Source organism: Emticicia fluvialis, assembly GCF_024793945.1.
In the GTDB taxonomy this organism is placed as follows: Bacteria; Bacteroidota; Bacteroidia; order Cytophagales; family Spirosomataceae; genus Emticicia; species Emticicia fluvialis.
The window spans coordinates 12,350-36,582 of sequence record NZ_JANUSD010000025.1 but is presented as its reverse complement, the minus strand read 5'-3'; the positions used below and the strand labels follow the sequence as shown (position 1 = coordinate 36,582).

24 protein-coding genes, 1 tRNA gene and 1 pseudogene are annotated in these 24,233 nt (G+C 41.6%); 15 read left to right on the top strand and 11 right to left on the bottom strand.

The features are described 5' to 3' along the window. Positions 1 to 195, top strand: a pseudogene (locus NZ848_RS20935) (hypothetical protein); the annotation flags it as partial. An 85-nt stretch (positions 196 to 280) separates the two neighbouring features. Here the strand turns inward: NZ848_RS20935 and NZ848_RS20930 are convergent. Continuing rightward, on the bottom strand, positions 281 to 1,054 hold the full coding sequence (locus tag NZ848_RS20930; protein WP_253533565.1) for an AMP nucleosidase: 774 nt from the start codon (positions 1,052 to 1,054) through the stop codon (positions 281 to 283). An 86-nt stretch (positions 1,055 to 1,140) separates the two neighbouring features. Between NZ848_RS20930 and NZ848_RS20925 the strand changes: the two genes are divergently transcribed. The 4 genes from NZ848_RS20925 (at position 1,141) to rplI (ending at position 2,994) form a co-directional block, all read left to right on the top strand. Further along, a complete protein-coding gene (locus NZ848_RS20925; protein ID WP_253533566.1) occupies positions 1,141 to 1,590 on the top strand; it encodes a type I restriction enzyme HsdR N-terminal domain-containing protein in 450 nt (149 codons plus the stop codon). 150 nt (positions 1,591 to 1,740) lie between these two features. Then, on the top strand, positions 1,741 to 2,142 hold the full coding sequence (rpsF, locus tag NZ848_RS20920) for a 30S ribosomal protein S6 (protein WP_101727461.1): 402 nt from the start codon (positions 1,741 to 1,743) through the stop codon (positions 2,140 to 2,142). Between the two features lie 14 nt (positions 2,143 to 2,156). Further along, complete coding sequence (rpsR, locus tag NZ848_RS20915) at positions 2,157 to 2,411, top strand: 30S ribosomal protein S18 (RefSeq protein ID WP_116982542.1); 255 nt, start codon at positions 2,157 to 2,159, stop codon at positions 2,409 to 2,411. Positions 2,412 to 2,550: 139 nt separating this feature from the next. Next, positions 2,551 to 2,994: a 50S ribosomal protein L9 gene (gene rplI / locus NZ848_RS20910; RefSeq protein WP_101727462.1), complete on the top strand. Its 444-nt coding sequence runs from the start codon at positions 2,551 to 2,553 to the stop codon at positions 2,992 to 2,994. A gap of 83 nt (positions 2,995 to 3,077) precedes the next feature. Here rplI and nspC read toward each other — a convergent pair whose 3' ends face one another. From nspC to NZ848_RS20885, 5 genes are all read right to left on the bottom strand, one after another. Continuing rightward, positions 3,078 to 4,214, bottom strand: coding sequence for a carboxynorspermidine decarboxylase (gene nspC, locus NZ848_RS20905; RefSeq protein ID WP_259017134.1), 1,137 nt, complete (start codon positions 4,212 to 4,214; stop codon positions 3,078 to 3,080). A gap of 262 nt (positions 4,215 to 4,476) precedes the next feature. Further along, positions 4,477 to 5,286, bottom strand: a complete 810-nt coding sequence (locus tag NZ848_RS20900; RefSeq protein WP_259017133.1) for an energy transducer TonB — start codon at positions 5,284 to 5,286, stop codon at positions 4,477 to 4,479. A gap of 249 nt (positions 5,287 to 5,535) precedes the next feature. Next, entirely contained in the window at positions 5,536 to 6,276 is a 741-nt protein-coding gene (locus NZ848_RS20895; protein WP_259017132.1) for a hypothetical protein, read from the bottom strand. A 90-nt stretch (positions 6,277 to 6,366) separates the two neighbouring features. Continuing rightward, a complete protein-coding gene (locus tag NZ848_RS20890) occupies positions 6,367 to 7,578 on the bottom strand; it encodes a saccharopine dehydrogenase family protein (RefSeq protein WP_259017131.1) in 1,212 nt (403 codons plus the stop codon). Between the two features lie 409 nt (positions 7,579 to 7,987). Beyond that, positions 7,988 to 9,178 carry a phosphoglycerate kinase gene (locus NZ848_RS20885; protein ID WP_253535521.1) on the bottom strand — a complete coding sequence of 397 codons (1,191 nt, stop codon included), beginning with the start codon at positions 9,176 to 9,178 and terminating at the stop codon, positions 7,988 to 7,990. Positions 9,179 to 9,524: 346 nt separating this feature from the next. On the opposite strand from NZ848_RS20885, the gene NZ848_RS20880 reads away from it, so the two are divergent. Together NZ848_RS20880 and NZ848_RS20875 are read left to right on the top strand one after the other, a co-directional pair. Further along, on the top strand, positions 9,525 to 10,373 hold the full coding sequence (locus NZ848_RS20880) for a hypothetical protein (RefSeq protein WP_259017130.1): 849 nt from the start codon (positions 9,525 to 9,527) through the stop codon (positions 10,371 to 10,373). A 71-nt stretch (positions 10,374 to 10,444) separates the two neighbouring features. Next, on the top strand, positions 10,445 to 11,602 hold the full coding sequence (locus tag NZ848_RS20875; RefSeq protein ID WP_259017129.1) for a hypothetical protein: 1,158 nt from the start codon (positions 10,445 to 10,447) through the stop codon (positions 11,600 to 11,602). Here NZ848_RS20875 and NZ848_RS20870 read toward each other — a convergent pair. Further along, entirely contained in the window at positions 11,592 to 12,869 is a 1,278-nt protein-coding gene (locus NZ848_RS20870; RefSeq protein ID WP_259017128.1) for a glycosyltransferase family 4 protein, read from the bottom strand. The two genes, NZ848_RS20875 and NZ848_RS20870, sit on opposite strands and share 11 nt — an antisense overlap. Positions 12,870 to 13,022: 153 nt before the next feature. Between NZ848_RS20870 and NZ848_RS20865 the strand changes: the two genes are divergently transcribed. The 3 genes from NZ848_RS20865 to NZ848_RS20855 all read left to right on the top strand — a co-directional run bounded on the left by NZ848_RS20865 (position 13,023) and on the right by NZ848_RS20855 (position 15,425). Further along, positions 13,023 to 13,508, top strand: a complete 486-nt coding sequence (locus tag NZ848_RS20865) for an RNA polymerase sigma factor (RefSeq protein ID WP_101727472.1) — start codon at positions 13,023 to 13,025, stop codon at positions 13,506 to 13,508. Further along, complete coding sequence (locus NZ848_RS20860) at positions 13,505 to 14,137, top strand: hypothetical protein (RefSeq protein ID WP_259017127.1); 633 nt, start codon at positions 13,505 to 13,507, stop codon at positions 14,135 to 14,137. Before NZ848_RS20865 ends, NZ848_RS20860 begins: the two co-directional genes overlap by 4 nt. 88 nt (positions 14,138 to 14,225) lie before the next feature. Continuing rightward, positions 14,226 to 15,425: a PQQ-dependent sugar dehydrogenase gene (locus NZ848_RS20855; protein ID WP_259017126.1), complete on the top strand. Its 1,200-nt coding sequence runs from the start codon at positions 14,226 to 14,228 to the stop codon at positions 15,423 to 15,425. Between the two features lie 54 nt (positions 15,426 to 15,479). Here the strand turns inward: NZ848_RS20855 and NZ848_RS20850 are convergent, their stop codons facing one another. Then, positions 15,480 to 16,979, bottom strand: coding sequence for a lipopolysaccharide biosynthesis protein (locus tag NZ848_RS20850; protein WP_259017125.1), 1,500 nt, complete (start codon positions 16,977 to 16,979; stop codon positions 15,480 to 15,482). Positions 16,980 to 16,985: 6 nt separating this feature from the next. After that, the gene (locus NZ848_RS20845; RefSeq protein ID WP_259017124.1) at positions 16,986 to 18,539 is read right to left on the bottom strand and encodes a glycoside hydrolase family 10 protein; all 1,554 of its coding nucleotides are present in this window, start codon (positions 18,537 to 18,539) and stop codon (positions 16,986 to 16,988) included. A 195-nt stretch (positions 18,540 to 18,734) separates the two neighbouring features. Between NZ848_RS20845 and NZ848_RS20840 the strand changes: the two genes are divergently transcribed. From NZ848_RS20840 to NZ848_RS20820, 5 genes are all read left to right on the top strand, one after another. Then, positions 18,735 to 19,430 (top strand): DUF4290 domain-containing protein, encoded by a 696-nt coding sequence (locus NZ848_RS20840; RefSeq protein ID WP_101727477.1) that lies wholly within the window; start codon positions 18,735 to 18,737, stop codon positions 19,428 to 19,430. Between the two features lie 41 nt (positions 19,431 to 19,471). Next, complete coding sequence (gene murA / locus NZ848_RS20835) at positions 19,472 to 20,776, top strand: UDP-N-acetylglucosamine 1-carboxyvinyltransferase (protein WP_253533579.1); 1,305 nt, start codon at positions 19,472 to 19,474, stop codon at positions 20,774 to 20,776. A 242-nt stretch (positions 20,777 to 21,018) separates the two neighbouring features. Further along, positions 21,019 to 21,102: transfer RNA gene (locus tag NZ848_RS20830), tRNA-Leu, on the top strand. A 121-nt stretch (positions 21,103 to 21,223) separates the two neighbouring features. After that, a complete protein-coding gene (locus NZ848_RS20825) occupies positions 21,224 to 21,442 on the top strand; it encodes a hypothetical protein (RefSeq protein ID WP_253533580.1) in 219 nt (72 codons plus the stop codon). Next, on the top strand, positions 21,432 to 21,770 hold the full coding sequence (locus NZ848_RS20820; protein ID WP_259017123.1) for a type II toxin-antitoxin system RelE/ParE family toxin: 339 nt from the start codon (positions 21,432 to 21,434) through the stop codon (positions 21,768 to 21,770). Before NZ848_RS20825 ends, NZ848_RS20820 begins: the two co-directional genes overlap by 11 nt. A gap of 262 nt (positions 21,771 to 22,032) precedes the next feature. Here the strand turns inward: NZ848_RS20820 and NZ848_RS20815 are convergent, their stop codons facing one another. Beyond that, on the bottom strand, positions 22,033 to 22,800 hold the full coding sequence (locus tag NZ848_RS20815; RefSeq protein ID WP_259017122.1) for a hypothetical protein: 768 nt from the start codon (positions 22,798 to 22,800) through the stop codon (positions 22,033 to 22,035). Between the two features lie 82 nt (positions 22,801 to 22,882). Beyond that, positions 22,883 to 24,226, bottom strand: a complete 1,344-nt coding sequence (locus NZ848_RS20810; protein ID WP_259017121.1) for a neutral/alkaline non-lysosomal ceramidase N-terminal domain-containing protein — start codon at positions 24,224 to 24,226, stop codon at positions 22,883 to 22,885. Between the last annotated feature and the right edge of the window lie 7 nt (positions 24,227 to 24,233).

Below are 24,233 nucleotides of genomic sequence, written 5' to 3'. Positions count from 1 at the left end.
AGATTTACTTTAAGGGGTCTTCAGAAGGTAGGTATTGAGTTTGGCCTGATGGCTATCGGGCATAATCTGAGAAAGTGGGCATCAAAACGCCTGTCTGAACAAGAAAATCAACAAAATTCAGTATCTACCGCTCAAAATAGGACTATTTATGTACTTTTTGAATCTTACCAGGTAAAATATCGCTACGCCGCTTAGTAAAACCCGAATCATTCCTATCTGAACCCAAAAAAGAAGCTGCCCCTTTTTGGACAGCCTCTTTTATGCTTTTACCTAAAACCGTTTACTCAAACCGTAAATGCTTCACTGATTCTCCTGAGTTGGCAAGTTCTTCCAGCGAGTCAATGCCAATCTGCAGGTGCTTTTGCACAAAGTTTCCGGTTACTTTTTTATCACTTTCTTCGGTCTTTACACCATCCGGGGTCATGGGGTTGTCTGATACAAGCAGTAAAGCGCCATGCGGAATAGAATTAACAAATCCCACTATAAATATAGTGGCGGTTTCCATGTCAATGGCCATAGCACGTATTTCGCGCAGATACTCCTTAAATACGGTGTCATGTTCCCACACACGTCGGTTAGTTGTGTAAACCGTACCTGTCATGTAATCCAGTTCATGTTTTTTTATCATAGAACTCACCGCCCTTTGTAAGCGGAACGACGGCAGCGCCGGAATCTCAGGGCGCGCATAATCATTACTGGTACCTTCTCCACGTATGGCGGCAATCGGCAGAATCAAATCACCCAGTTGAGTTGATTTTTTTAAACCGCCACATTTGCCCAGAAACAGCACCGCTTTAGGCTGAATGGCCGAAAGGAGGTCCATCACTGTAGCGGCCATAGCGCTACCCATACCAAAATTAATGATGGTAATATGGCCGGATGATGCAGTTTGCATCGGTTTGTCTTTCCCTTTTACTTCCACACCGAACATCTCGGCAAACATATCAACGTAGGTATGAAAATTAGTCAGCAAAATATAGGGTTTAAACTCAGATAGGGCAGTGCCGGTGTATCGGGGGAGCCAGTTGGCTACTATCTCTTCTTTTTTTTCCATATTAAATGTAGTTTTGCTTTAAAGTTATAGTAATTATTAAAAACCGAAGTGCGGCTTTAATAATTTAACGGTTAGTTAATTTAAAGATGATACAGCTTAACCTGCCACCTTTCGAACACAAAATTAAGGAAATTGAGGGAAAAATCTGCATTTTTGATGTTATACGTCGAAAATACCTCGTTCTGACACCCGAAGAGTGGGTTAGGCAGCACTTTGTTCATTTGTTGCTGAATCAGTACCAATACTCTAAAAACCTGATTCGGCTGGAAGGCGGCCTGAAATATAACCAGCTACAGAAGCGTTCGGATATCGTAATTTTTGATGAAACCGGCCAGCCTTCTTTGCTCATTGAATGCAAAGCGCCGGAGGTATCTATCAATCAGGCAGTTATTGAGCAGGCATCACGTTATAACCACACACTCAGATGCCGGTTTATTGCTATTACCAATGGTCTGAAAACATTTTGTTTCGAAATTGACTTCCATACAGGTAGTTTCAGGCAACTGCAGGATTTACCCCGGCGGGTAATTGCTTAATTTTTAAGGCATAAACCTGCTATCTACTTAGTATTTAGGCTTTTATTTTAAAAATATTCTTCTGAGGCTTTTCATTATCTATAAATATTATTACCTTTGCACCCTCATTTTTGAGGATTAAACTAATAATTATTTAAACACTGTTTTAGTATGTTTCAAAATCAGTATGAGACAGTTTTCATCTTAACTCCCGTTTTATCTGAAGCCCAGGTAAAGGAAGCTGTCGAAAAATTCAAAAAAACATTGACTGATAACGGTGCTGAGTTAGTTCATGAAGAGCATTGGGGTCTTCGTAAACTGGCCTATACCATTCAGCACAAAAACACGGGCTTTTATCAGCTAGTTCAATTTAAAGCTACTGCAAAAATTGTAGCAACTCTGGAAACCGAATACAAACGTGACGAGCGTGTGATGCGTTATTTGACTACGAAATTAGACAAATATGCAGTTGACTACAGCGAACGCCGTAGCAAAGGCCTAATTGGAAAGAAAAATGTAGAATCTGCTCCTGCTAAAGAAGAAAATGCAGAAGCAACAACCGCAGCAGAATAATGAAAAATAACACCATGTCACTTGTAAACGATCCTGTAGACAGAAAAGATACGGCTCGTAAAAAATATTGCCGCTTCAAAAAAGCCGGTATTAAATTTGTAGATTATAAAGACCCGAATTTCTTGTTGAAATTTGTGAATGAGCAAGGTAAAATCCTTCCTCGCCGTCTGACGGGCAACAGCCTTAAATTCCAACGCAAAGTTTCGGTAGCTATTAAACGTGCCAGACACCTGGCTCTATTACCATTCGTAGCAGACGGATTGAAGTAATTAGTGATTAGTGAATTAGAGAATTAGTGATTATATTTTTTGAGTATCAGTTAGTTAATAAACTTTTAAACTACTCAATCACTCAATCACTCAATCGTAATATCACTCAATTAAAAAACCTCATTCACAATTTAGAAAGATGGAAATAATATTAAAAACAGATATAGTAGGGCTTGGTTACAAAAACGACGTGGTTGTTGTAAAACCAGGTTATGCACGTAACTATCTTATTCCGCAGGGTTTTGCCCAATTGGCTACTGCGTCGAATCGCAAGGTTTTAGCCGAAAATCTAAAACAAGTTGCTCATAAAGCTGAGAAAATTAAAACTGAAGCTTTAGGTATTGCTGAGGCTATCGGTGATATGGTAATTACCATCCCGATGAAAGTTGGTGAAAGTGGCCGTATCTTTGGCCGTGTTACTAACACGCAGGTAGCAGATGCATTGAAAGAAAAAGGTTTTGATATCGACCGTAAGAAAATTTCTTTGGAAGACATCAAAAACGTTGGTGACTACACCGCCCTGGTTGACCTTCATAAAGAAGTGAAACACAAAGTGGCTGTTCAGGTAGTTGCTGAAGCATAAGACAGTTTCTATGCCTCAGATAAAATCTGTGGATAACATAAATAGTATTCAAGAGGCTCTCTGAAAAGGGAGCCTCTTACTTTTTATATCCTATCCTTATAAGTCCTGAAGCCGAATTTTTTTAACAACTGAAATTCGTCGGTTTCTTTCCAGATGCCAATGGAGGGTAGGCCCACCCCATTGAAAGTGGTGGTTTTTACCATTGTGTAATGTATCATGTCATCAAACACTACACGGTCGCCGATTTTTAGTGGTTCGTCAAAAGAATAATCTCCCATAAAATCACCGGCAAGGCAAGTCATGCCCCCCATGCGGTAAGTCGGTTTGCCTGCTACGGCATCTGTTGCACCCCAAATACGTGGTTTATAAGGCATCTCCAATGTATCGGGCATGTGGGCAGCAAAAGATACATCCAATATGGCCACATCAATGCCCTGGGCATCTACGATATCCAGCACAGTTGATACCAGATAACCTGTCTGCCAGCCGATAGCCGAGCCCGGCTCCAGGATTACTTCAATATTATAGGTTTCTCTCAGGCGTTTAATTTGCTTAATCAGGTGGGCATGGTCATAGCCCTCACGTGTCATCAGGTGGCCGCCGCCTAAGTTTAACCATTTAATCTGGTGCAACAAATCACCAAACTTCTCTTCTATATGTACCAGCGTGCGCTCAAGGGTATAAGAATCGTTTTCACAGAGCGTGTGCGAGTGCAAACCTTCTATGCCCTCGGGCAATTTTTCTCCTAATTGTTCTCTCGTGATACCCAGTCGTGAACCGGGTATGCACGGGTTATACATTTCTGTAGATACTTCGGCATACTGAGGGTTGATTCTCAGGCCACATGATATTTTTTTGCGTGATTGCTGAATCTGCGGTTTAAATTGCTGCCACTGGTTCAGTGAGTTGAAAGTGATGTGGCTGCTGTAACGCATCATTTCTGCAAACTCATCTGGCTTATAGGCCGGGGCATAGGTATGCGAAAGGCAGTCCATTTCTTCAACTATCAGGCGAGCCTCGTTCAGTGAACTGGCCGTGGCACCTGAGAGATATTTAGCAACTGTAGGAAAAGTAGCATACATAGAGAAACCCTTTAACGCCAGAATAATCTGCGCACCGGATTCGGTTTGTACACGGTTGAGTAATTCAAGGTTTCGTCGTAATAGTTTTTCTTCTAAAACATAACTCGGCGACGGAATTTTAGCGATATCTATAGCCATTTTTTATTTTTCTGTTGGTGATGTTATCAACGCTTACTGATAACAAACGGATATGCAAAATTACTTATTTTCTTACAGATATACCCTATCTATTCAGCCACTTGCCTTCAGTATTGACAGAAAATTAACAGCTTTGAAAAAAAGCAGTCCGGATGAAAATCACCCGGACTGGCCTGTATTACCTCAAATAGTTTTTTTTTGACAAAATCGGAATGAACCCATTCAGGGTGGGCTGCGAGATTTTTGTTTTTCTTTCATTCTATTATTCAAGTTTAAATATAACAGGTATGGTATAGTTCACTCGCACGGTTCTGCCATTTTGTTTTCCCGGAATCCACTTCGGCATCAGTTTTACTGCTCTTATTGCTTCTTCATCACAGCCAAAACCTACGCTTTTGGCTACTTTTACATCTGTAATGCTTCCATCACGCTCTACAATAAAACTCAGAAAAACCTTTCCTTCCACGCCTGAACGCTGCGCGGCAGAAGGATACTTCAGGGTTTTACCTAAAAATTTATACATTTCGCCGCTGCCACCCACAAATGAGGGCTGTACCTCAACATGCAGAAAAGGGGTGTTATCTTCTACAATTTCAGCAATTTTTGTTTCAGCCGGTGGAGCCACTGCCGGTGGAGTTTCTGCAATGTTTTCAGTTTCTTCGCCAGGGGTAGTTACATTACTGATTACTGCTTTTTCCATTTCATCCTGCGTAGGAGGCGCCTCTTCTACAACGGGGTTTTCTACCACTTCCGGCACCAGATACTTGATTGTCTGCACCTGTTCAATGGGTTTCGGAGGTTCAGGCTCAGGTATCTGTTCAACCGGCGGTTGTTCCTGCTCTTTTAAATCCTGAAGGTTAATTATTACTTCTTTCTGGTCTTTTACTTTGTCTTTTTGTCGTGCAAAGATGTAAGAAGTAACAAAAAGACCGCTGAAAAGCGTGATGCCAATCCACATGGCACGGTTTACAGTTAAAGTGTAGGTTTTGCGCAGCTCGTATGCGCCGTAATCTTTGTTGCGATGCTCAAACACAATCTCGTCGAGCGTCGCAGGGCTTGCAATTGTTGCCATTTTTGTAAAGTTTAAGTTGAACATTTTGCAGTCGATAAAACTGCAATGCAACATTAAAAAACAAAATAGTTTCTTGCAAGTAAAAACGAATAAATATTTAGATAATTATCTAAATATTTATTTTAAAAAGTTTTCTACTGCCGAAAGGAAGTAATCAAGAAGCAGCGATGCTTTAGCAAAAAACAAAAAATCCTTTTCCCGGCTGAGTCAGATACGGGAAAAGGATATATCAAATAGGGGTTTCCGGTGTTACAGACTGTTGTAATAATCAACAATTCTTACCAAGTCGTATTCAGATTTCAGTGCCAGCTCTTCCTTTTTTATAAATGCCTCAATGGCATCTTTTTTCTCTTCAAGTGCGTTAAGAACCGAGTTTTTCTTAAGTTTAACGCGGTTAAGGCTGCCATCTGGTTTTTTCAGATAATATTCAGAGTTATCCAGATATGAATCATAACGCCTGTCTACACTATAGGCTCCCTGATAATTGGCTTTCTGCATCATTTTGCTTACGTGCTTCAATAACGACGTTTTGCTTTTATATAAAACCAGCAGGTAGGTTACTGGTACAACACCGCCTTCGGTTCTCAGGCCATCAACTTTTATAAACGGGTAGCTGATACTGTTTTTTGTGTCATTAATTACAAAACCAGTAATCTGGTCAGGATTAACCACTATAGAATCGCCTACGGTGCGCTTAAACAATAGTTCCTTCCTATGGGTGTCATATTTTAGGGGTACCATTTTGGGCGCCTTCGTATTCTCTTTTACAAAAACCAGCTCTCCGTTGAGCCATTCTTCCAGAAAATACCTCGACCCTTTAACGCCTTCATACCTTAAATCATAAGTGCCCATGGCTAGTCTGTTTTTACCGGGGGTGCCATCAACACCGGGCAATGCGTTATAGACCATAGCCTCTTGAACATTAGCCTCCTGAGCAGAAGCCAATGTAATGCTGAAAAAAAGGACAAATACAAAAGCAGCGAATTTCATGTTAACGGGGTTTGTTTAATGCAATTTACTATTAAAACGAAAAAAATCCGCTAACTGCTTAGCGGATTTTAATATTATTTGCCCGTTTTATTAATATTCATGTGGCAATTCAATGTTGATTCTTTCGTGCCAGGGTAAGCCCTGGGTATTAAGCAGGTCCATGAAAGGGTCCGGATTCAATTCTTCACAGTTCCAAACACCTGGTTTTTGCCATTCAGGGTTGGTAAGCATTAACATGGCGCCTATCATAGCAGGCACACCTGTTGTGTACGAAACCGCCTGTGCTTTCACTTCTTTGTAGCATTCGGCGTGGTCGCAGTTATTCCAAACGTAGTAGGTTTTGTCTTCGCCGTCTTTTATGCCTTTAATCTGGCAACCGATTGAGGTTTGTCCGGTATAATTTTCTCCTAATGTATCAGGCGCTGGTAATACGGCTTTCAGAAACTCTAGCGGAACAATATCAATACCATTAAACTTCACGGGGTCAATACGGGTCATACCTACGTTTTGCAGCACTTCAAGGTGGGTAAGGTAGGCTTGTCCGAAGGTCATCCAGAATCTGGCACGCTTCAATGTCGGGAAATTTTTAACCAACGATTCAAGCTCTTCATGATACAAAACATAAGATTCTTTCGGCCCTATTTCAGGATAGTCAATAGGTTTATGGATTGACATGGGCGGAATTTCCACCCATTCGCCATTCTCCCAGTAACGTCCGTTCTGCGTAATTTCGCGGATATTGATTTCAGGGTTAAAATTGGTAGCAAAGGCTTTACCGTGGTTGCCGGCATTACAATCGATGATGTCGAGGTAATGCATTTCATCAAAATGGTGCTTGTTGGCATAGGCAGTATAGACCTGCGTTACGCCTGGGTCAAAGCCACAACCCAATAAAGCCATCAGGCCTGCTTCTTTGAAGCGGTCCTGGTATGCCCATTGCCAGCTGTATTCAAACTTGGCAACGTCTTTGGGTTCGTAGTTGGCGGTATCAAGGTAATGAACGCCAGTTTCAAGGCAGGCATCCATAATGGTAAGGTCCTGATACGGCAGCGCCACATTGATAACCATTTTGGGCTCAAAACTCTTAATTAACGCTACCAGTTCTGGTACGTTGTCTGCATCTACCTGAGCGGTTTGTATTTTTACGCCGTGCATTTCTTCAATATCGGCAGCTATTTTATCACATTTTGATTTGGTTCTGCTCGCCAATAGAATTTCCGTAAAAACGTGGGAGTTCATTGCACATTTGTGCGCAACTACACTGCCGACTCCACCGGCACCAATAATAATTACTTTTGACATCTTTGTGAATGAAGGATGAGTGAACTGTTACATTAACATAGCATTGGCTTATGCTAATGTTTAAACAAGCCGCAAAGATAATGCTTTAAGAAAAAAGAATAATTAAGAATGTGTTGTTTTTGAAAAAAACTCAACCGTTGGATAAAAAAAGTATATAGTTGTATTTTTTTGCTAATTAAATTGCGTTATATTAGTATTAATAAATCCCGGAAACTCCAGAGTGTCATGCAAAAGACTACAAAAACTGAATCTTCTGTGAAATACGCCGAGGTAGTTCTCGCTGTTATTCTCACGCTAATTGTTGCCGCCGGTATCTATTTTACAAATATTAAACTTTGGTAAAATAGGGTTATTCAGAAAAGAATGCTAAAAATAAGCCCCTGACCATCCGGCAGGGGCTTTGTATTATTTATTGTTCAAGTGCCGCAACACCCGGAAGCGTCTTGCCTTCCATGTATTCAAGTAGTGCGCCACCTCCTGTAGATACGTAAGATACGCGGTCTCCGTAACCGGCGTTGTTTACGGCCGATGCCGAATCTCCACCACCTATTAATGAGAAAGCTCCGTTTTCTTCAGTAGCTTTAACTACGGCCTCAGCAATAGAATTAGTACCTTTGGCAAAGTTAGGGAACTCAAAAACTCCCATCGGGCCGTTCCAAAGAATGGTTTTCGATTTCTCAAGTATACTGCAAAACAAATCTATGGTTTCAGGGCCTATATCCAGACCCTGCCAGTCAGCAGGAATCGCACCCGTTTTTACTACTTGTTTGTTGGCATCGTTCGAGAAACCATCTGCACAGAGGTTGTCTAAAGGCAAAATCAGTTTTACACCTTTGGCTTTTGCTTTTTCAATCAGTTCAAGCGCCAGCGGTTGTTTGTCTGCTTCCAGCAACGATTTCCCGATTTCGCCCCCCTGAGCTTTAGTAAATGTATAGGTCATACCTCCACCAATAATCAGGTTATCTACTTTATCAAGCAGGCGCTCAATAATCAGAATTTTGTCAGAGATTTTGGCACCTCCCATAATGGCAGTAAAGGGGCGTTCGGCGTGTTCCAGTATTTTCTGAGCATTGTCAATTTCGGCCTGCATCACATAACCGCATACACGGTCAGCAAAGAACTGCCCAATAACTGCCGTAGAAGCATGTGCACGGTGAGCAGTACCGAAGGCGTCATTCACCCATACATTGCCCAATTTTGAAAGTTTTTCTGCAAAAGCTAAATCACCTTTTTCTTCTTCTTTGTAGAAGCGCAGGTTTTCAAGCAATAGTACTTCTCCCGGTTGCAGACTGGCGGCCAGCTCAACCGCCGATTCTCCGATGCAGTCGTCGGCAAATTTTACCTGCTGACCCAGAATCAGCGAAAGCGGATTCACCAGGTGCTTTAATGAATACTTTTCAGTTGGGCCGTCTTTCGGGCGACCCAGGTGAGACATCAGAATACATGAACCGCCATCTTTCAGAATCTTCTTGATGGTGGGTATGGTTGCAGTAATGCGGGTGTCGTCTGTGATTTCATATTTTTCGTTCAGAGGAACATTGAAGTCAACTCTAATAAGGGCTTTTTTGCCCGAGAAGTCATAAGTATCTAATGTTTTCATCATTGATATTAGTGAATGAGAATTAAGCCTGCCAAATGAGTAAAATTACCCATTATTTTTTTGCTTAGATAATTTTGTGGTCAGACGAGTTTATTAAGACAAATATAGATTTTCTTTTCGCTAACATCATGCGGTTTTGTCACGATTCTTTTGCTGAATACTAAAGTTTCTTGAAATAACTATACTTTTTCTTCGGTTATGAAAAATATTATTTGGCCTAACAACTAATTGGCAGCTTTTCGCGTCTTTGAGTTCGGAAACGTTAAACTTCCTTAACATGATTTGCCTGAAAATAGGATTTTGAAACCTTAGTTTTTTTGTAAATTTGAACTCATTCCCACTCATTATGAAATCAGTTATACTTGTATTCATTTGCCTGATTGTTACGTTTCCGGCGTTTTGCCAGGAAGAAGATGATTATTACAGGGCGCCTAGCCAGCGACAAGACATAAAAAACAATGTGTACCCTAACCTTGAAAGAAAATCAGTCAATTTGTATTTGGGTGTTGAAGGCGGGCTGGAACTCAATCGGTCGACCCTAAGTAATAACATGGATGGCCTGATAGGGAAAGAAAAGGGAAATGATTTGTATTGGGGTGTTGTATTGGGTTATAACATGAACCACGTCTGGTCTATTGAAACCGGTTATTACAAAAACCCTACTCATCTGATTCAATCTGTAAGGTCAGGGCGCTCCATTCCTTATATTTATAAAATGGGTTCAGGTTTAAATACGATTCCCATACGATTTAAAAGAAGGGTTTTCACAATTGATCCTATTACCAAAAATGCAACTATTCATGTAGGTGCAGGCGTTTTGCTTTCGCCCGATGCACAAAATAAGCCGATAGATAACCGGGGCTTTGCGGGCCTTTCTAATAATGCCCCAGGTCAGAAACCAGATACACTCAGGCTTAAGAGCGATGCCTTCTTAAGTAAAAAAGCCGTTGCACAAGCAGAGCTTCTTCTTGAATTACATGGCAGAGTTTCAGAGACTTTATCTATTGTTGTTTTTGCCAGGGGCAATATAGGTGCCAAGGGCATGGTTCGTTCTGAGATTAACTACTCTATAAACAAACAAACTATTGATACCGCGCAGCAACTCACCAATGGTATCAGTTTTAATTTTGGCTTAGTGCTGCGTTACAACATTCTTCGAGGCTACAAATACATTGATAAGAATGATGATGAGTAGCGGCTGTAAATTTTTCTTTTTTTGGTTTATTGGCCTACCTTTGCAAGCGTTTAAGCTACTGTCTTTCAGCAATGCCAGATATCGAATCTCCGGTTATTACCATCATCAATCGTCATTATCCGCCTAATCCCGGCATAACCGGTGAGTCTGCCTGGGATATGGCCAAATATCTGATTGAAAAGTATCAGGCCGAAATACACATAGTGTATATTGACCGCACCTATGATGGTGGCGGACAGGTTCGCCAGCCGATAGGCATGCTGCATCCGGTTAAAACAATCTATGAAGGTAAAAATGGTTTACTGAAACTGATTTCAGGTACATTGGATGGCCTTTTTCTGGTACTGAAAGCCCGTAAAATGAAACGAGGCCGCATTGTTGTTATGACCAGCCCGCCCTTATTGCCTTTCTGGGCCTCGTTGTTTTTGAAAAACTGGGTTTTATGGTCGATGGATTTGTTCCCTGAAGGGTTTGCCGCAGCGGGTACGGTCAGCCCTTCTAATTTTCTATATCGCTTTATTCTCAAAAAAACATATCAAGTCGCTCCGCAGCATTTGATTGCGCTTGGACCTAACCAGGCCGCTTTTGTAAGAGACAGCTACAAGCAGGCTATTCCTACCACTATTCTGCCTTGTGGTGTTCTGGTTCATCAGCAAAATGACCCCGCCATACCAGATTGGAAAAAGGATGACAGTAAGATATATTTCGGTTATTGTGGAAACCTGGGGCAAGCGCATTCGGACGAGTTTTTGTTGAAATTTATCGACAATCTTGATAGCCAAAAGCACCAGCTGATACTGGCAGTTTATGGCGAGAAAGCAGATAAGGTATTGACCTATGCCCAAGGCAGAGCGGGCATCACCATCCTGAAAAGTGTGCCGCGTAGTCAGTTACATTTTATAGATGTGCATCTGGTTAGTTTATTACCGCAATGGACACATATTGCCGTTCCGTCAAAAGCGGTTAGTTCTATCTGCGCCGGGGCTGGTATGTTGTTTTGTGGTAGTAAAGATGCCGATACCTGGGCACTATTGCACAATGCAAGCTGGCTGATTGAAGAAAATAATGAGATAAATGCACAGATAAAAAGTTTCCTTGCTTCATTAACCATAGATGAAGTGCAACTAAAAAGAAACAACGCACAAGCTTTATTCAGCAAACTACAAACAATGGTAGTTGATGCTTATGATGAAGTGAAGCGTCTGGGTTGTGTTTCTGCTATTGATTAACAAGACTTTTATAAACCTTTAGGTATTGCTCCTTTACTACCTCCTGAGAGTAATTTGCCAGTACTTTTTCTCTTGCTTTACTGGCAAGGGTTTGCGTATCGGCTTCAAATAACACCCAGTTAATGCCCTCTGCCAGGCTCTCTGCCGATTTATATGTAGCCAGAAACCCCGTCTGTTTATGTTCTATCATTTCAGGTATGCCTCCCACCTCAAAGCCAACTGCAGGCGTGCCACAGGCCAATGATTCCATAATGGTATTGGGCAGGTTCTCTTGTATTGAAGGAATACTGAAAACATCAGCAGCAGAGTAAACCAAGGCTATTTTCTGAGCGTCGGTTATTCTGCCCAGTGCATGTGTTTTAAAAGGGAGGCTTTTGTTTAATTCCTCATCACTCTCGCCCAGAATCACTAACTCAATTGCTTCTGGCTGGCTAACCGATTCTTTTAACAATGCCAGTGCTGCCTGAAAATAACTGAAGCCTTTCCAGATGACAGTAACTTTTGCCGCTGCAAACAGAATCAGTTTTTTATCAATGGGTAATCCCAGCTTATGTCGTGCTTCTGCTTTATTGATTGGATAAAAAACTGCCGTATCTAAAGGATTGGGAATAGAGGTAACTGGCAGATTTTTAAACAAACTGCTTTTACGTGCCCTGGCGGCCAGCCATTGGCTACATGCCACAATCTGAACCGACGGTAATATAGTGTCTATAAAAATTCGACGTTTTTTTTTCCAAACCCTGGCAGATAAATCGTCATCGGCTGGATTCTTCAAATAAGGCAGGCAATTGCCACAGTGCTGCTGAAAGTTCTCACAATTGCCGCTATGGTGGCAGCCTCCTGTAAAAGCCCACATATCGTGGAGTGTCCAGACAATGGGCTTGCCAAGTGCAAAGAGTTTTTGAAGCGATTGTGTAGACAGAAATCCGAAATTAATCCAGTGCAGGTGAATGATGTCTGCCTCTTGCACCAGCGGGTGTTGTGAGATGTCAATACCTGTATTGGCAGGCGAGAAGGCAAAGCGTACTTCTTTGTTTTTTTCGAGTAGTCTGAAGTAAAGCCGCTCCAGCGCAAAACGGGCAAACGCCATTTTGTGCGCAAGCCAGGTATTTACAACAGCAGTTACGTCTTCTCTTTTGCCTTTTTTTTGCTGCACCAGCAGGTCGGCTTTTATATCTTTTTCTTCTTTCAGAAGGCTGAGTAAGCGCAGGCAGGCTATGGCGGCACCGCCCATGCTGTCGTCGGTATTTATTAAAAGAATTTTCAAGTATTATTCGGGCAAATGTGTCATTAACAGATGCGAATTACGCGATTTTTTGCCATATCTTTAACAAAAGAACCTTTGTGTAGAAAAAATATCGGCTTTAATGTAAGTTTTTTACCCGCCCCGCGACTAATTGTTTAAACAATGTAACTGACAATGGAAAAAGAATTTATCGGCTTGATTAATACAAACAGAGGCCTCATATACAAAGTATGTAATTTGTATTGCCATGACGATGATGACAAAAAAGACCTTTTTCAGGAAATTGTTTTGCAGTTATGGACATCTTACCCCGGTTTCAGAAATGAATCGAGACACACTACATGGTTGTACAGAGTGGCGCTGAATACAGCTATTTCAAACTTCAGAAAAGAAACCAGAAAGCCTGAGCGCAAGGCGCTATCAGACAAAGAATTTCAGATACCCGACATGGCAATTGAAGATCATGATAACGCCGGGGTATTGAGGCAGGCCATTGAGCACTTGTCTGAAATCGAAAAGGCGTTGATTATGTTATATCTGGATGATAAAAGCTACGATGAAATTGCCGAAATTATTGGTATAACGAACTCAAACGTAGGGGTAAGGCTGAACCGTATTAAAGTTAAATTAGAAAAAATCATTCAAACGAAAAGAACATGAATCTGGAAGAATTAAAATCGGCCTGGCAGGCGTATGACCTTAAATTACAAACCTCTCAGTTGCTTACCGAAAAACTGGTGGTAGGTATAATTCGTGAGCGGTCCAGGTCAAGAGTAGCACAAATAAGAAGAGAAAACAGGTTTTTCTTTGTTCTGCTGGTATTTGAACTTGTGATACTCGGCGCTGTTTTTACAGGCAACCCCTTCGATTTCACTTATACAATGCAGTTTGCTCCGTTCGCTTTTCTGGCAATTGGCATTCTGATGGCATTGTGGACTGTCTTCAAGAGCCAGATGATTCTGGAAACAGACATGAACAGCACCACCCTGGGCGCTTTTCTGAAAAAAGTGATCAGGGAATATGAAAAGAACAAAAAGTTTGAAGGCTGGTTTGGTTTGATTATGTTGGTTTCCGGTTGTTTTACAGTGCTGTCGTTTCTGCCTAAAAAACTAGAGAAAATGAGTTTACAGGCTGCCCTGATAGATACGGCCATCCCGATAGGTATCTGCTTGCTGATTTATTTTTTGGCTTTTAAACTGGGGGCATTCAAGAATCCTAAAAGTGCTGGTTTTAAAGAAGATTTGCAAGAATTGGAGGCCATTTCTGCCGAGCTTGAGCAATTAAATTGATAGCTCTTTCCATTTTTTTAGTGGTTTCTGCAAATTTTTAAATCATTTCGGGGGGCTGACGCGTTTATTCATAAAATCCAGAACTTAAATGAAAAAAATAAGCACGTTCATCTTCTATACGGCCATAATCGCCTTTTGGGGTTTTAGTTGTGAGTCAGACGCTGATTCCATAAATAAACCTGATGATTCTGCACCCAACCCCACAGCCGGAGAATACCAGGCTGTGGTTGCATTCCCGAATTTGAATTTCGACGACCCTGTTGAGCTTACCCACGCCTCAGACGGTACCAGTAAATTGTATGTAGCAGAGCAACGGGGAGTTATAAGGGTATTTGATAATGCCACATCAACCGCACAGGCTAATGTGTTTTTGGATATTGATAGTAAGGTAGATGCAGGAGGAGAAATGGGCTTACTTGGCCTGGCTTTTCATCCTGATTTTAAGAATAATGGCTATTTTTATGTCAATTATACGCGTAATACCCCCACTCGGCAAACGGTTATTGCCCGTTTTAAGGTTAATTCGGGTGTTCAGACGGCAGATGCCGGAAGTGAGAAAATATTACTTACTTTCGACCAACCCTATACCAACCATAACGGAGGCAAGCTGGCCTTTAGCGCTGATGGTTATTTGTTTATAGCCACGGGCGATGGCGGTAGTGGAGGAGACCCGCAAAACAACGCACAAAACCGCAAGAATCTGCTAGGTAAAATTCTGCGTATTAATGTTATTGCCTCCGAAAGCGGAACGTATACAATTCCGGCCGATAATCCTTATAAAGGCAATAGTGAAGGTTTTAGGGAAGAGATTTATGCCTATGGCTTGCGGAATCCCTGGCGCTTTAGTTTTGACCATACCAATAATAACCTTTGGGTAGCAGATGTAGGCCAGAATGAGGTAGAAGAAATAGATATTGTAACCAAAGGAGGTAATTATGGCTGGAAAATAAAAGAAGGCAACCGTTGCTTTGATGCCAACGCCAATTGTAATCAGGCTAACCTGATAGCCCCTGTCTGGGCATATAATCAGGGTACTGACGGCCGGTCGGTAACAGGTGGTGTGGTTTACAGAGGCACCAAACTGCCAGACCTGGCAGGTAAGTATGTATTCGGCGATTATGTGAGCGGTAAAATATGGTCTCTGAAATACGACGGCTCAAAAGCAACCGATAGTGGCGACAAATTCAGTAACGTAAATACGGTTTCTGCCTTTGGCGAAGACGCCGCCAAAGAGCTTTATATACTCGATTATAGCGCGGGCAAAATATATACCTTGCAGAAGAAATAGAACAAGTAATAACCTCAATTAGCTCTTTCAATTTTAGAGAGAGCTAGCTGAGGTTTATTTTTTTCCTAATTTCACTATAGCTTTCCAAAGATTCGTCATGGCTCCGTTCAACTCTGGTGAAACCTTGCTCCAATAAATAATTACACCATAAAGTAAAGTAACACCTGCCGAACGATACACTATATCTATCACTGTTCTGAATTTATTTCCTTCCAAAGTTGGCAACAGGCTTATAACAAAACCAGCTGCTATCATTATAAGCAGAACTTTGGGTATGTCAATCGTGAAAGGCTGCATACCCAGTTTCCACCATACAAATGCATAACGGACAGCATTATAATAAATAGTCGATAACGCCAGCGCAAAAGCTGCACCGTTAATACCATACATCGGAATCAGCAACCAGTTCAGAAAAACCGTCAGCCCTATCAGGCTAATCATAATGTAGGTGTCATACTTATAGTAAGGCGAAAGCGTCAGTATGGTGCCGTTTAATCCCGTAGCCAGGTCAAATAATTTACCTAAACTCAATATAATTATTACCCACTTTCCTTCTTCATAACCTGCTGGCAAAAACGCAAACAAATTGTCAATATTAAGGTAAATGCCCAGAAAAATCCAACAACCAACAATCAGCGAAGTAGTACAGCTTTTGCGGTAAATGGTGTCAATGTTTTTCAGGTCATTGGCTGCAAAAGAGTCTACAATAATAGGTGCTGAGGCCTTATTGAGCGCCAGTAGAGACATGCCCATTACGCTACCAAAGAAGGCGGCTGTACTGTAAATACCGGTTTCCTCTAAGGTTGAAATCTCTGCCAGCATAATTTTGTCTATGTAAAGGATAATCATCGACGAAAAACCCGTCAGAATTGTAAGTATGCTGTAGGTGGCAAACTGTTTGATAAACTGGGGTGTCAGCAACGAAAAATCCGGTTTTAATGAAAACCCATCCAGTTTTGATGCCTTCCATATCATGGGTATAACATAAAAAGAAAAGGCCAGTACCCATACCCAGATATATTGCGTGAAATCGAGCACATGGAAAACCACCAGAAACGATGAAGCCAGCAGCAGGAAGCGCTGTAAAAACTGCGACAGGAAAGTGCCCGTTACGGTTTCATACAGGTTTTTGGCATAATTATCAAACAAGTTGAATAGCAGCGTGGCAAATGTAATGGGTAACAGAAAATAGAAATTGTCGGCCAAAAGATTGTTTTCACCTTTACGGGCAATCATCCAGTCTTTCAGGAAATATACGCCAATACTGCAAAAAAGAAAACCTGTAATGCCAACAGCAAGGCCCAGAAACAGAAAACCGTGATGGCCTTTTTGGGCATCTCTGAAACGAACAAAAAAACGGCTCCCTGCGGCATTAAAGCCCAAGGACGAAAGCTGAACCATTACATACATGTAAGAAAGTAATACCTGTAGCAAGCCTATTTCTTCTTTTTTGAAGAAATTAGGAAAAACAAAAAACCAGGAAATAAAGCCAACCAATACCCCTGCATAAGAGAAGATAGTGCTGATAAAGGCCTGTTTTTTTATGACATTCATAAATATTTATTTAACACTTATAACATTACTGATGGCACTCTCATTATTGAGTCTATCAAGTGCAGTAACTACATATACGTATGATTTCCGCGACTCATAATTTTGGTCAATATAGCCCGGTTTGCCTTCGTTTCTTACAATTGCCAGAATTTTCGCCGGGTTATCCAGATTGATTTTTTCATTTTTGTCGAATCTATATAAAACAAATGCCTTTATTTCGTCGCCGTCTTTTGCTTTTGCCGAGGGTAATTCCCAGGTTATAGATACGCCAAGGTCGCTGGCTTTCAGGGCTTTCAGTTTTTCAGGGGCGTTGGGTGGTATGTTGTCTTTCCAGGGCATAGCCGGGGGTAGAGCCGGATAAGCATAAAGATTTCTGACTGAATCGGCCACCGATAATTCGTTCTTGCTCAAAGGTTTTGCACTGAAATAAATACTGCCGGAAATCTGCGGTTTTGCCCGGTTATACCTTATTTGCCTTGCAATCTGGTCGGCTTTCTCCCAGCCTGTTTCATTGCTGCCAGCTTTTACACGATAAACCGCATGGCCAATATACAAATGCCTTCCAAACGCATTTTTGGTCCACCAGTCTGTCAGGTTTTGGTAGGGTACCTTACCAAACTCAAAACTAAAATATACCTGCGGGGCTATGTAATCAATCCACCCGTTTTGTATCCACTTTTTAGTATCGGCATACAGATTGTCATAAGAAGACAGCCCTCCGGCAGTTGCAGAACCACTGGCGTCGGCAGATACGTTTCTCCATACCCCAAACGGACTTATACCAAACTTTACTTTGGGCTTAATTGCCCTTATACCTTCACTGATAGACTTAACGGTTAAATCAACGTTGTTGCGTCGCCAGTCTTCAATATTTTTAAAACTCCCCTTGTACTTTTTAAAAGTGGCTTCGTCTTTCAGTTTTTCATTTGCCGCCGGATACGGATAAAAATAATCATCGAAATGAATACCGTCTACTTCATAATTCCGCAAAATATCCAGCACCACATTTGTAATATAAGCCCTCACTTCGGGTATGCCCAAATTAAATAGTTTCTGCTTGTCATAAGTAAGAAACCACTCCGGCTTTGTAATAGTAATATGGTCTTTAGTTATGCTTTTAGATGCCTTGTGGGTGCCTCTGTTCATATTCAGCCAGGCATGAAACTCCATTTTGCGCTGGTGCGCTTCTTCAATCATAAAGGCCATTGGGTCGTAAAACGGAGCCGGAGCTTTACCTTGTGTGCCTGTGAGCCATTCAGACCACGGCTCTTTACTTTGGGCATAGAACGCGTCTGAGGCTGCTCTTACCTGCACCAGCACGGCATTCATTCCGTAGCTTTGCTGTTTATCGAGCATGGTTCTGAACTCCTGTTGCTGTGCATTTGTTGATAACCCTTTACGAGAAGGCCAGTCGATGTTATCGATGGTGGCCACCCATACCGCCCGGAATTCGCGCTTAGGCCCCGGAGACCTTGAAATATATTGCTGGGTGATTTTGGTACTGCAACCGCTCAGGAAAGCATAGATAACTAGGAAGCAGGCAATTTTTTTCAGAATCATCAAAAGCGGATATTGAAATTTTATTCAAAAATAGATAAAAATTTAACCCAACGGCTAATTTTTGTTACTTTTGCTATGTTTTGCAATAATGTTAGACTATTAGCATTATTAATGGTAGAAAAGCCTTAATATTATCTGCTTTTTTATGAAATCTCTTTTGCTGGGATTTGTATCACTCAATTTACATTAATTATTGTGAAAGAATACGGAAGTAACATTCAGAAATTAACCGAGTACATTGTCAGTCTGCCAGACAAAGACCAGCGTACTAAATATGCCCATATATTGATAGAATTGATGCGCCAGATTCACCCTAACATGCGTGAAGGCATTGACTATTCTAAAAAACTGTGGGATGACCTCTACGTCATAGCCAATTTTGACCTTGATGTTGACAGTCCGTTTCCACCCCCTCCGAAGGAGATACTAGGTAAAAGGCCCATGACAGTGCCTTACAACCAGCATCCTTTGAAACACCGTTTTTATGGCCGAAACCTGGAGCTACTGGTGCTGAAAGCCATGATAACCGAAGACTTTGAAGACCGCAAGGCCTTTATTTCATACATGGTGCGTCTGATGAAAGGTTTTTACCAGACCTGGAACAAAGACAGCATTGAAGCCGAAGATTGCCTGCAACAGATTCTGGAGTTGTCTGGCTTCAGATTCCAGCGAGAAATTGATGAATTACGGCGTGACGGGCTCATGGAGTCGTCGCCTAAAGATGGTAACGGGAGCCGCCAGCGTATACCACAACCGCAACAGGCCCAGGGGCACTCACGCGATAACCGCGACCGTGGCGACCGCAATAACCGCAACAAGAATTTCAATAATGGCGGAGGCTATAAAAACAATAACAACAACAATAGCAATAACAACAAACGAAGAAGATAGAAGAAGGGGAGACCTTTCGGAACGCAAGATATTTCTACTATATGGCATCTTTCAAGATTACAGGAGGTAAAAAACTACAAGGAGAAATTATACCGCAGGGGGCAAAAAACGAGGCATTGCAGATTGTATGTGCTGTGCTGATGACCAAAGAACCTGTGACCATCCATAATATTCCGGCTATCAGAGATGTAAACAAACTCATGGAGTTACTGGAAGACATGGGCGTGCGCCGCGAAAAAGTAGGCGAGGGCTCGTATCGTTTTCAGGCTGATAACGTGAACTTTGATTATTTCGAGACCCCTGAGTATAAGGAGAAGGCCTCTGCCTTGCGTGGGTCTATCATGCTTCTGGGGCCTATGCTGGCTCGTTTTGGCAAAGGAAAGGCACCACGCCCGGGTGGTGATAAAATAGGACGCCGGCCGCTGGATACCCACTTTACGGGGTTTCAGAAACTGGGCGCCGAGTTTATTTATGACCCGAACGACGCGTTCTATACCGTTGAGGGTGGTAAAATGAAAGGAGCTTATGTGTGGATGGACGAGATTTCGGTAACCGGAACCGCCAATGTGCTGATGGCTGCCGTAATGACCGAAGGCACCACCACCATTTATAACGCCGCATGTGAGCCTTATCTGCAACAGCTAAGCAAAATGCTGAACAGCATGGGCGCCAAAATAAGTGGTGTGGGATCCAACCTGCTAACCATTGAAGGTGTAAAAGAATTACATGGCTGTGAGCATACCATGCTGCCGGATATGATTGAGATTGGTAGTTTTATTGGCCTGGCAGCCATGACGCAATCTGAAATTACGATTAAAAATTGCCGCATACCTGAGCTGGGGATTATCCCAGATGTGTTCAGGAAACTGGGCATACAGATGGAGTTCAGAGGAGATGATATTCATATTCCAGCACAGACACATTACGAAATCAGTTCGTTGATTGATGGCTCTATTCTTACCATTTATGATGCGCCGTGGCCGGGTTTCACTCCCGACCTGATTTCGATAGTACTGGTAACAGCCATACAGGCCAAAGGAACGGTGCTGATACACCAGAAGATGTTTGAAAGCCGACTGTTCTTTGTTGATAAACTGATTGACATGGGCGCACAGATTATCCTTTGTGACCCGCACCGTGCCAACGTAATAGGTCTGAACCGCGAGCATAAACTCAGAGGCATCCGTATGACCTCCCCTGATATACGTGCAGGGGTATCGCTACTGATTGCAGCGATGTCTGCCGAGGGAACCAGCATCATCGATAATATAGAACAGATAGACCGTGGGTATCAGTTCATAGACAAACGCTTGAACGCAATAGGCGCGGAGATAGTGAGGATTTAAGAATTGAGTGAATGAGTGAGTTGGTGAATGAGTGATTTAATCGTAAATTGCCAATTAGTGGCCGCCCCTGCGACGAATAATCGTGTTACCTAGCGCATTGGTGTACATTGTGGCTTTAGTAATAAAAATAATCACTAAATCAATCATTCACTCAATCACTAATTTTTTTTCTGCTTGGGTTTTGAATTGTAATTGTTAACTCATACCTTTGCAGTCCCAATTCGATTAATACCGTAGTACATGCCCAGATGGCGGAATCGGTAGACGCGTTGGTCTCAAACACCAATGCCTTCACGGGCATGCCGGTTCGACTCCGGCTCTGGGTACTTTAAAGAGGTTTAGATAATTTTAACGAATTGTTTAGACCTCTTTTTTTTGTTTGGTATTCTTTGTAAATTGTGATATGAGTAACAAGTAGCCATTAAAGATTTACTAAATAATAAACTTATGAGTACTGCAGAGATTTTATATGAACAATACAAAGTTCTGCCCATAAAGGTACAGAAAGAGCTAAAAGCACTTATTATTGCTGATAGTGAAGAAACGGTTTCAGTTGCAATTAAAAGTTTAAAAAAAGGGCTTAAAGAGGTTAAACTGCTGCGAGAAGGGAAAATAAAAGCTCGTCCTATCTCAGAACTTTTTAAAGAACTAGAAAATGGCAATTGAAATTCAAACCCTTGCCAAATTTGATAAAGAGTTTAAAAGACTTGCCAAGAAGTATAAGTCATTGCCCAATGAACTAAGGGCATTATCCAATACTTTAATAGAAAATCCTAAGTTGGGCACTAATTTAGGAGCAGGGCTTTTTAAGATACGGTTAGGTAGTGAGAGCAAAGGTGGTGGCAAAAGCGGAGGATTTCGTGTGATAACCTATTTTATTGAACGCCATCACGATATGGAGTTTGTTTATTTAGTTACCATTTATGATAAGTCGGAGGAGGAAAATATTACAAAAAATGAACTACTAAAAGTTATAGAAAGAGGTATTGAGTAAATTGGTAAAAGAAATATTACAGTAGTTTGAATTTTTATGTAATAGAATCGGTAGACGCCTTGGTCTCAAACACCAATGCCTGCAAGGGCAGGCCGGTTCGACTCCGGCTCTGGGTACTTTAAGAACCGTAATTGCTTTTTAAGTAGTTACGGTTTTTGTTTTTGTGGTTACAAGAATAGAGAAATTAGTGATAGATTGCTGTGAAAAATCAAATAAGACGCGAAAGCACCAAGCTCACTTTTTATTATTTTCTTTCAAAAAATCATAAAAACTTCTTGTAATTCTTCCTCCAGTACTGGGCAATAAAACCCCACTTATAATCTTTATATTCTTTAATTATGCCGATAGGTAACTTTTGAATCTCAATTTTCTCTTCATTAATTAATTTATTAATGTAAATTCCATCTTTAATTGAGGCATCATTACACTCTCTCCCACTAATATTTCCTATTCTTACCGCTTCGTAGTTTTTAATATAAAATAAATCACTATCCCAATTATAATCTGCACAGCCACTCCTATGATAAGAGTAGTAATATTTTGTATTTCCAATTCTTTGTGCGGAAGGGAACCTCTGAAAATATATTACTTTTTTGTATGTTTTATTAGTAATGTCATATAATAAGAAATCCTGGATGCCGGGAGTATTTGTCATATAATCAATTAAAATATCTTTATAACCATCTCCATTGAAATCTAAAAAATCCTGTTTAGGAGAATACACGCTGTCTTGATAGATTGTATGTCCTTTTTCGTTTTGTAAAATAAGGTTGTATCCGCTGTAACAAGTTATTACGAAGCGACGCCCTTCTACGTAATCAGTAACTGTATTTAGTATTGTGTCATTTCTAGTTGCTATAGGGACATCTAATTCCGCAGCAACCACCGATGGTTCTTGAATTGATTTTACCTTACTATTTTTTTGTTTGCAAGACCCATCCAATAATAAAACGATTAATAAATACAAAGTTTTAGCTATGCTTTTAGAACTATATATAGCTTGTTTTTTTAGAAATAATAGTATAAGCATATGTAGTTCTGAGGTGGTGGTCAAAAAAACTATTATAAAATAAGACACAGTACAAAGCAAAGGAACTCCAAAACGTTGAACCCTACCTCCCCACCCCCGTCACCAACCCATCTATCACCTCTCTGAAATACCTGCCATTATATGGCCCAAACCAGTTCATTTCCTGGGTTTCGGCTTTGGGTTCGTTGTAATACTCGTCGGGGGTAATATAGCCTATGTATCCGCCGTTAAATGAGGTAATTATTAAGTCTTTGCCTAGTTGTTGTGCTGCCAAGTCTGACGGGCTGTATAGCATCCCTGAGTAATCGCAGGGAGTGCCTATCCATATCATTTCGCCGATGCGTAAGGCATTCATGCCTACTTCCTGTTCACCCATCAGCCAATTGAATACCCACGGGCGGAGGCAGATATGCTTGCTTAATCGCAGTTGTGGGTCGCGCAAGGCCAGTGGGAAATAAACGCTTCGTAGGATAGAGGTAGTATCTGTTTTTAAAGTGCTGCCACCGGTTTTGATTAAATGTGCTAGGTTTGCGGCCATCATTTCAGCTTTTTGGTACGATTCCTCACCATTATCTGTGGGGCGCATACTGCCTACGGCTCCTGCAAAAAAAGCAGCAAAATTGCATACACCCGATTGCTCAAGGCTGGTAACCAGCATACCCGGGTAGTCGGCGCTTATCCGGTTATCATCTTTCGGAATATCCGTCGCATGGGCAGCATACGTGAGCACCAAAGCCGATTCTTTATTGGCATTTTCTATTTTCATCACACGCAGCCAGGGGTCTTCGGTGGCCGTCTCTCCGAACAAACGGTTACTTACATAGTCACCGGCGTTGAATTTCTGAAAGCCGATTTTACATACAGAAGCAGTGGCTTCGGCCTTTTTTACACTTCTTATAATGGCATCTGTAATGGTTTTTATCATCTGCTCATTTTTTGGCCCGGCCATTGCCCGGCCTCCGGGGCCGCCTGCCCAGCCGCCTGCACTACTGTGGGTATGTGTAGCCCCAAAATAAATGTTCCCCCTGCCAAAACCAAGTTTACCGAGTGATGAGATAACCTGCGCTACCACCAACGGAGGCGCAATCAGAAGATCCATGGTTATCATGGCTACCTTTTGCCGGCCGTTGTCTAAAACAATAGACCGCACATAGATGCTGTCATGTACTGCCGATGCCGGACTGTCGCGCAGGCCGTATCCGGCTATATGTATTTCAGTATTTCCGGTGATGCTTTCTTTACTCCACCCACCTTTCAGGCTTGTGCCATATCCGCCATCAATTTTAAGTGCATTAAGCTTCCTTTTGGTTGTGGCATAATAGTCGGTCTCCTCAAGAGGGCGGTTATCGTTGAAAGTAAGCATACTTACCCCCAGTACTGCCAGCACAACAATAAACCAGGTGAGTATTTTAATGAGTTTTTTCAAAAGGGTT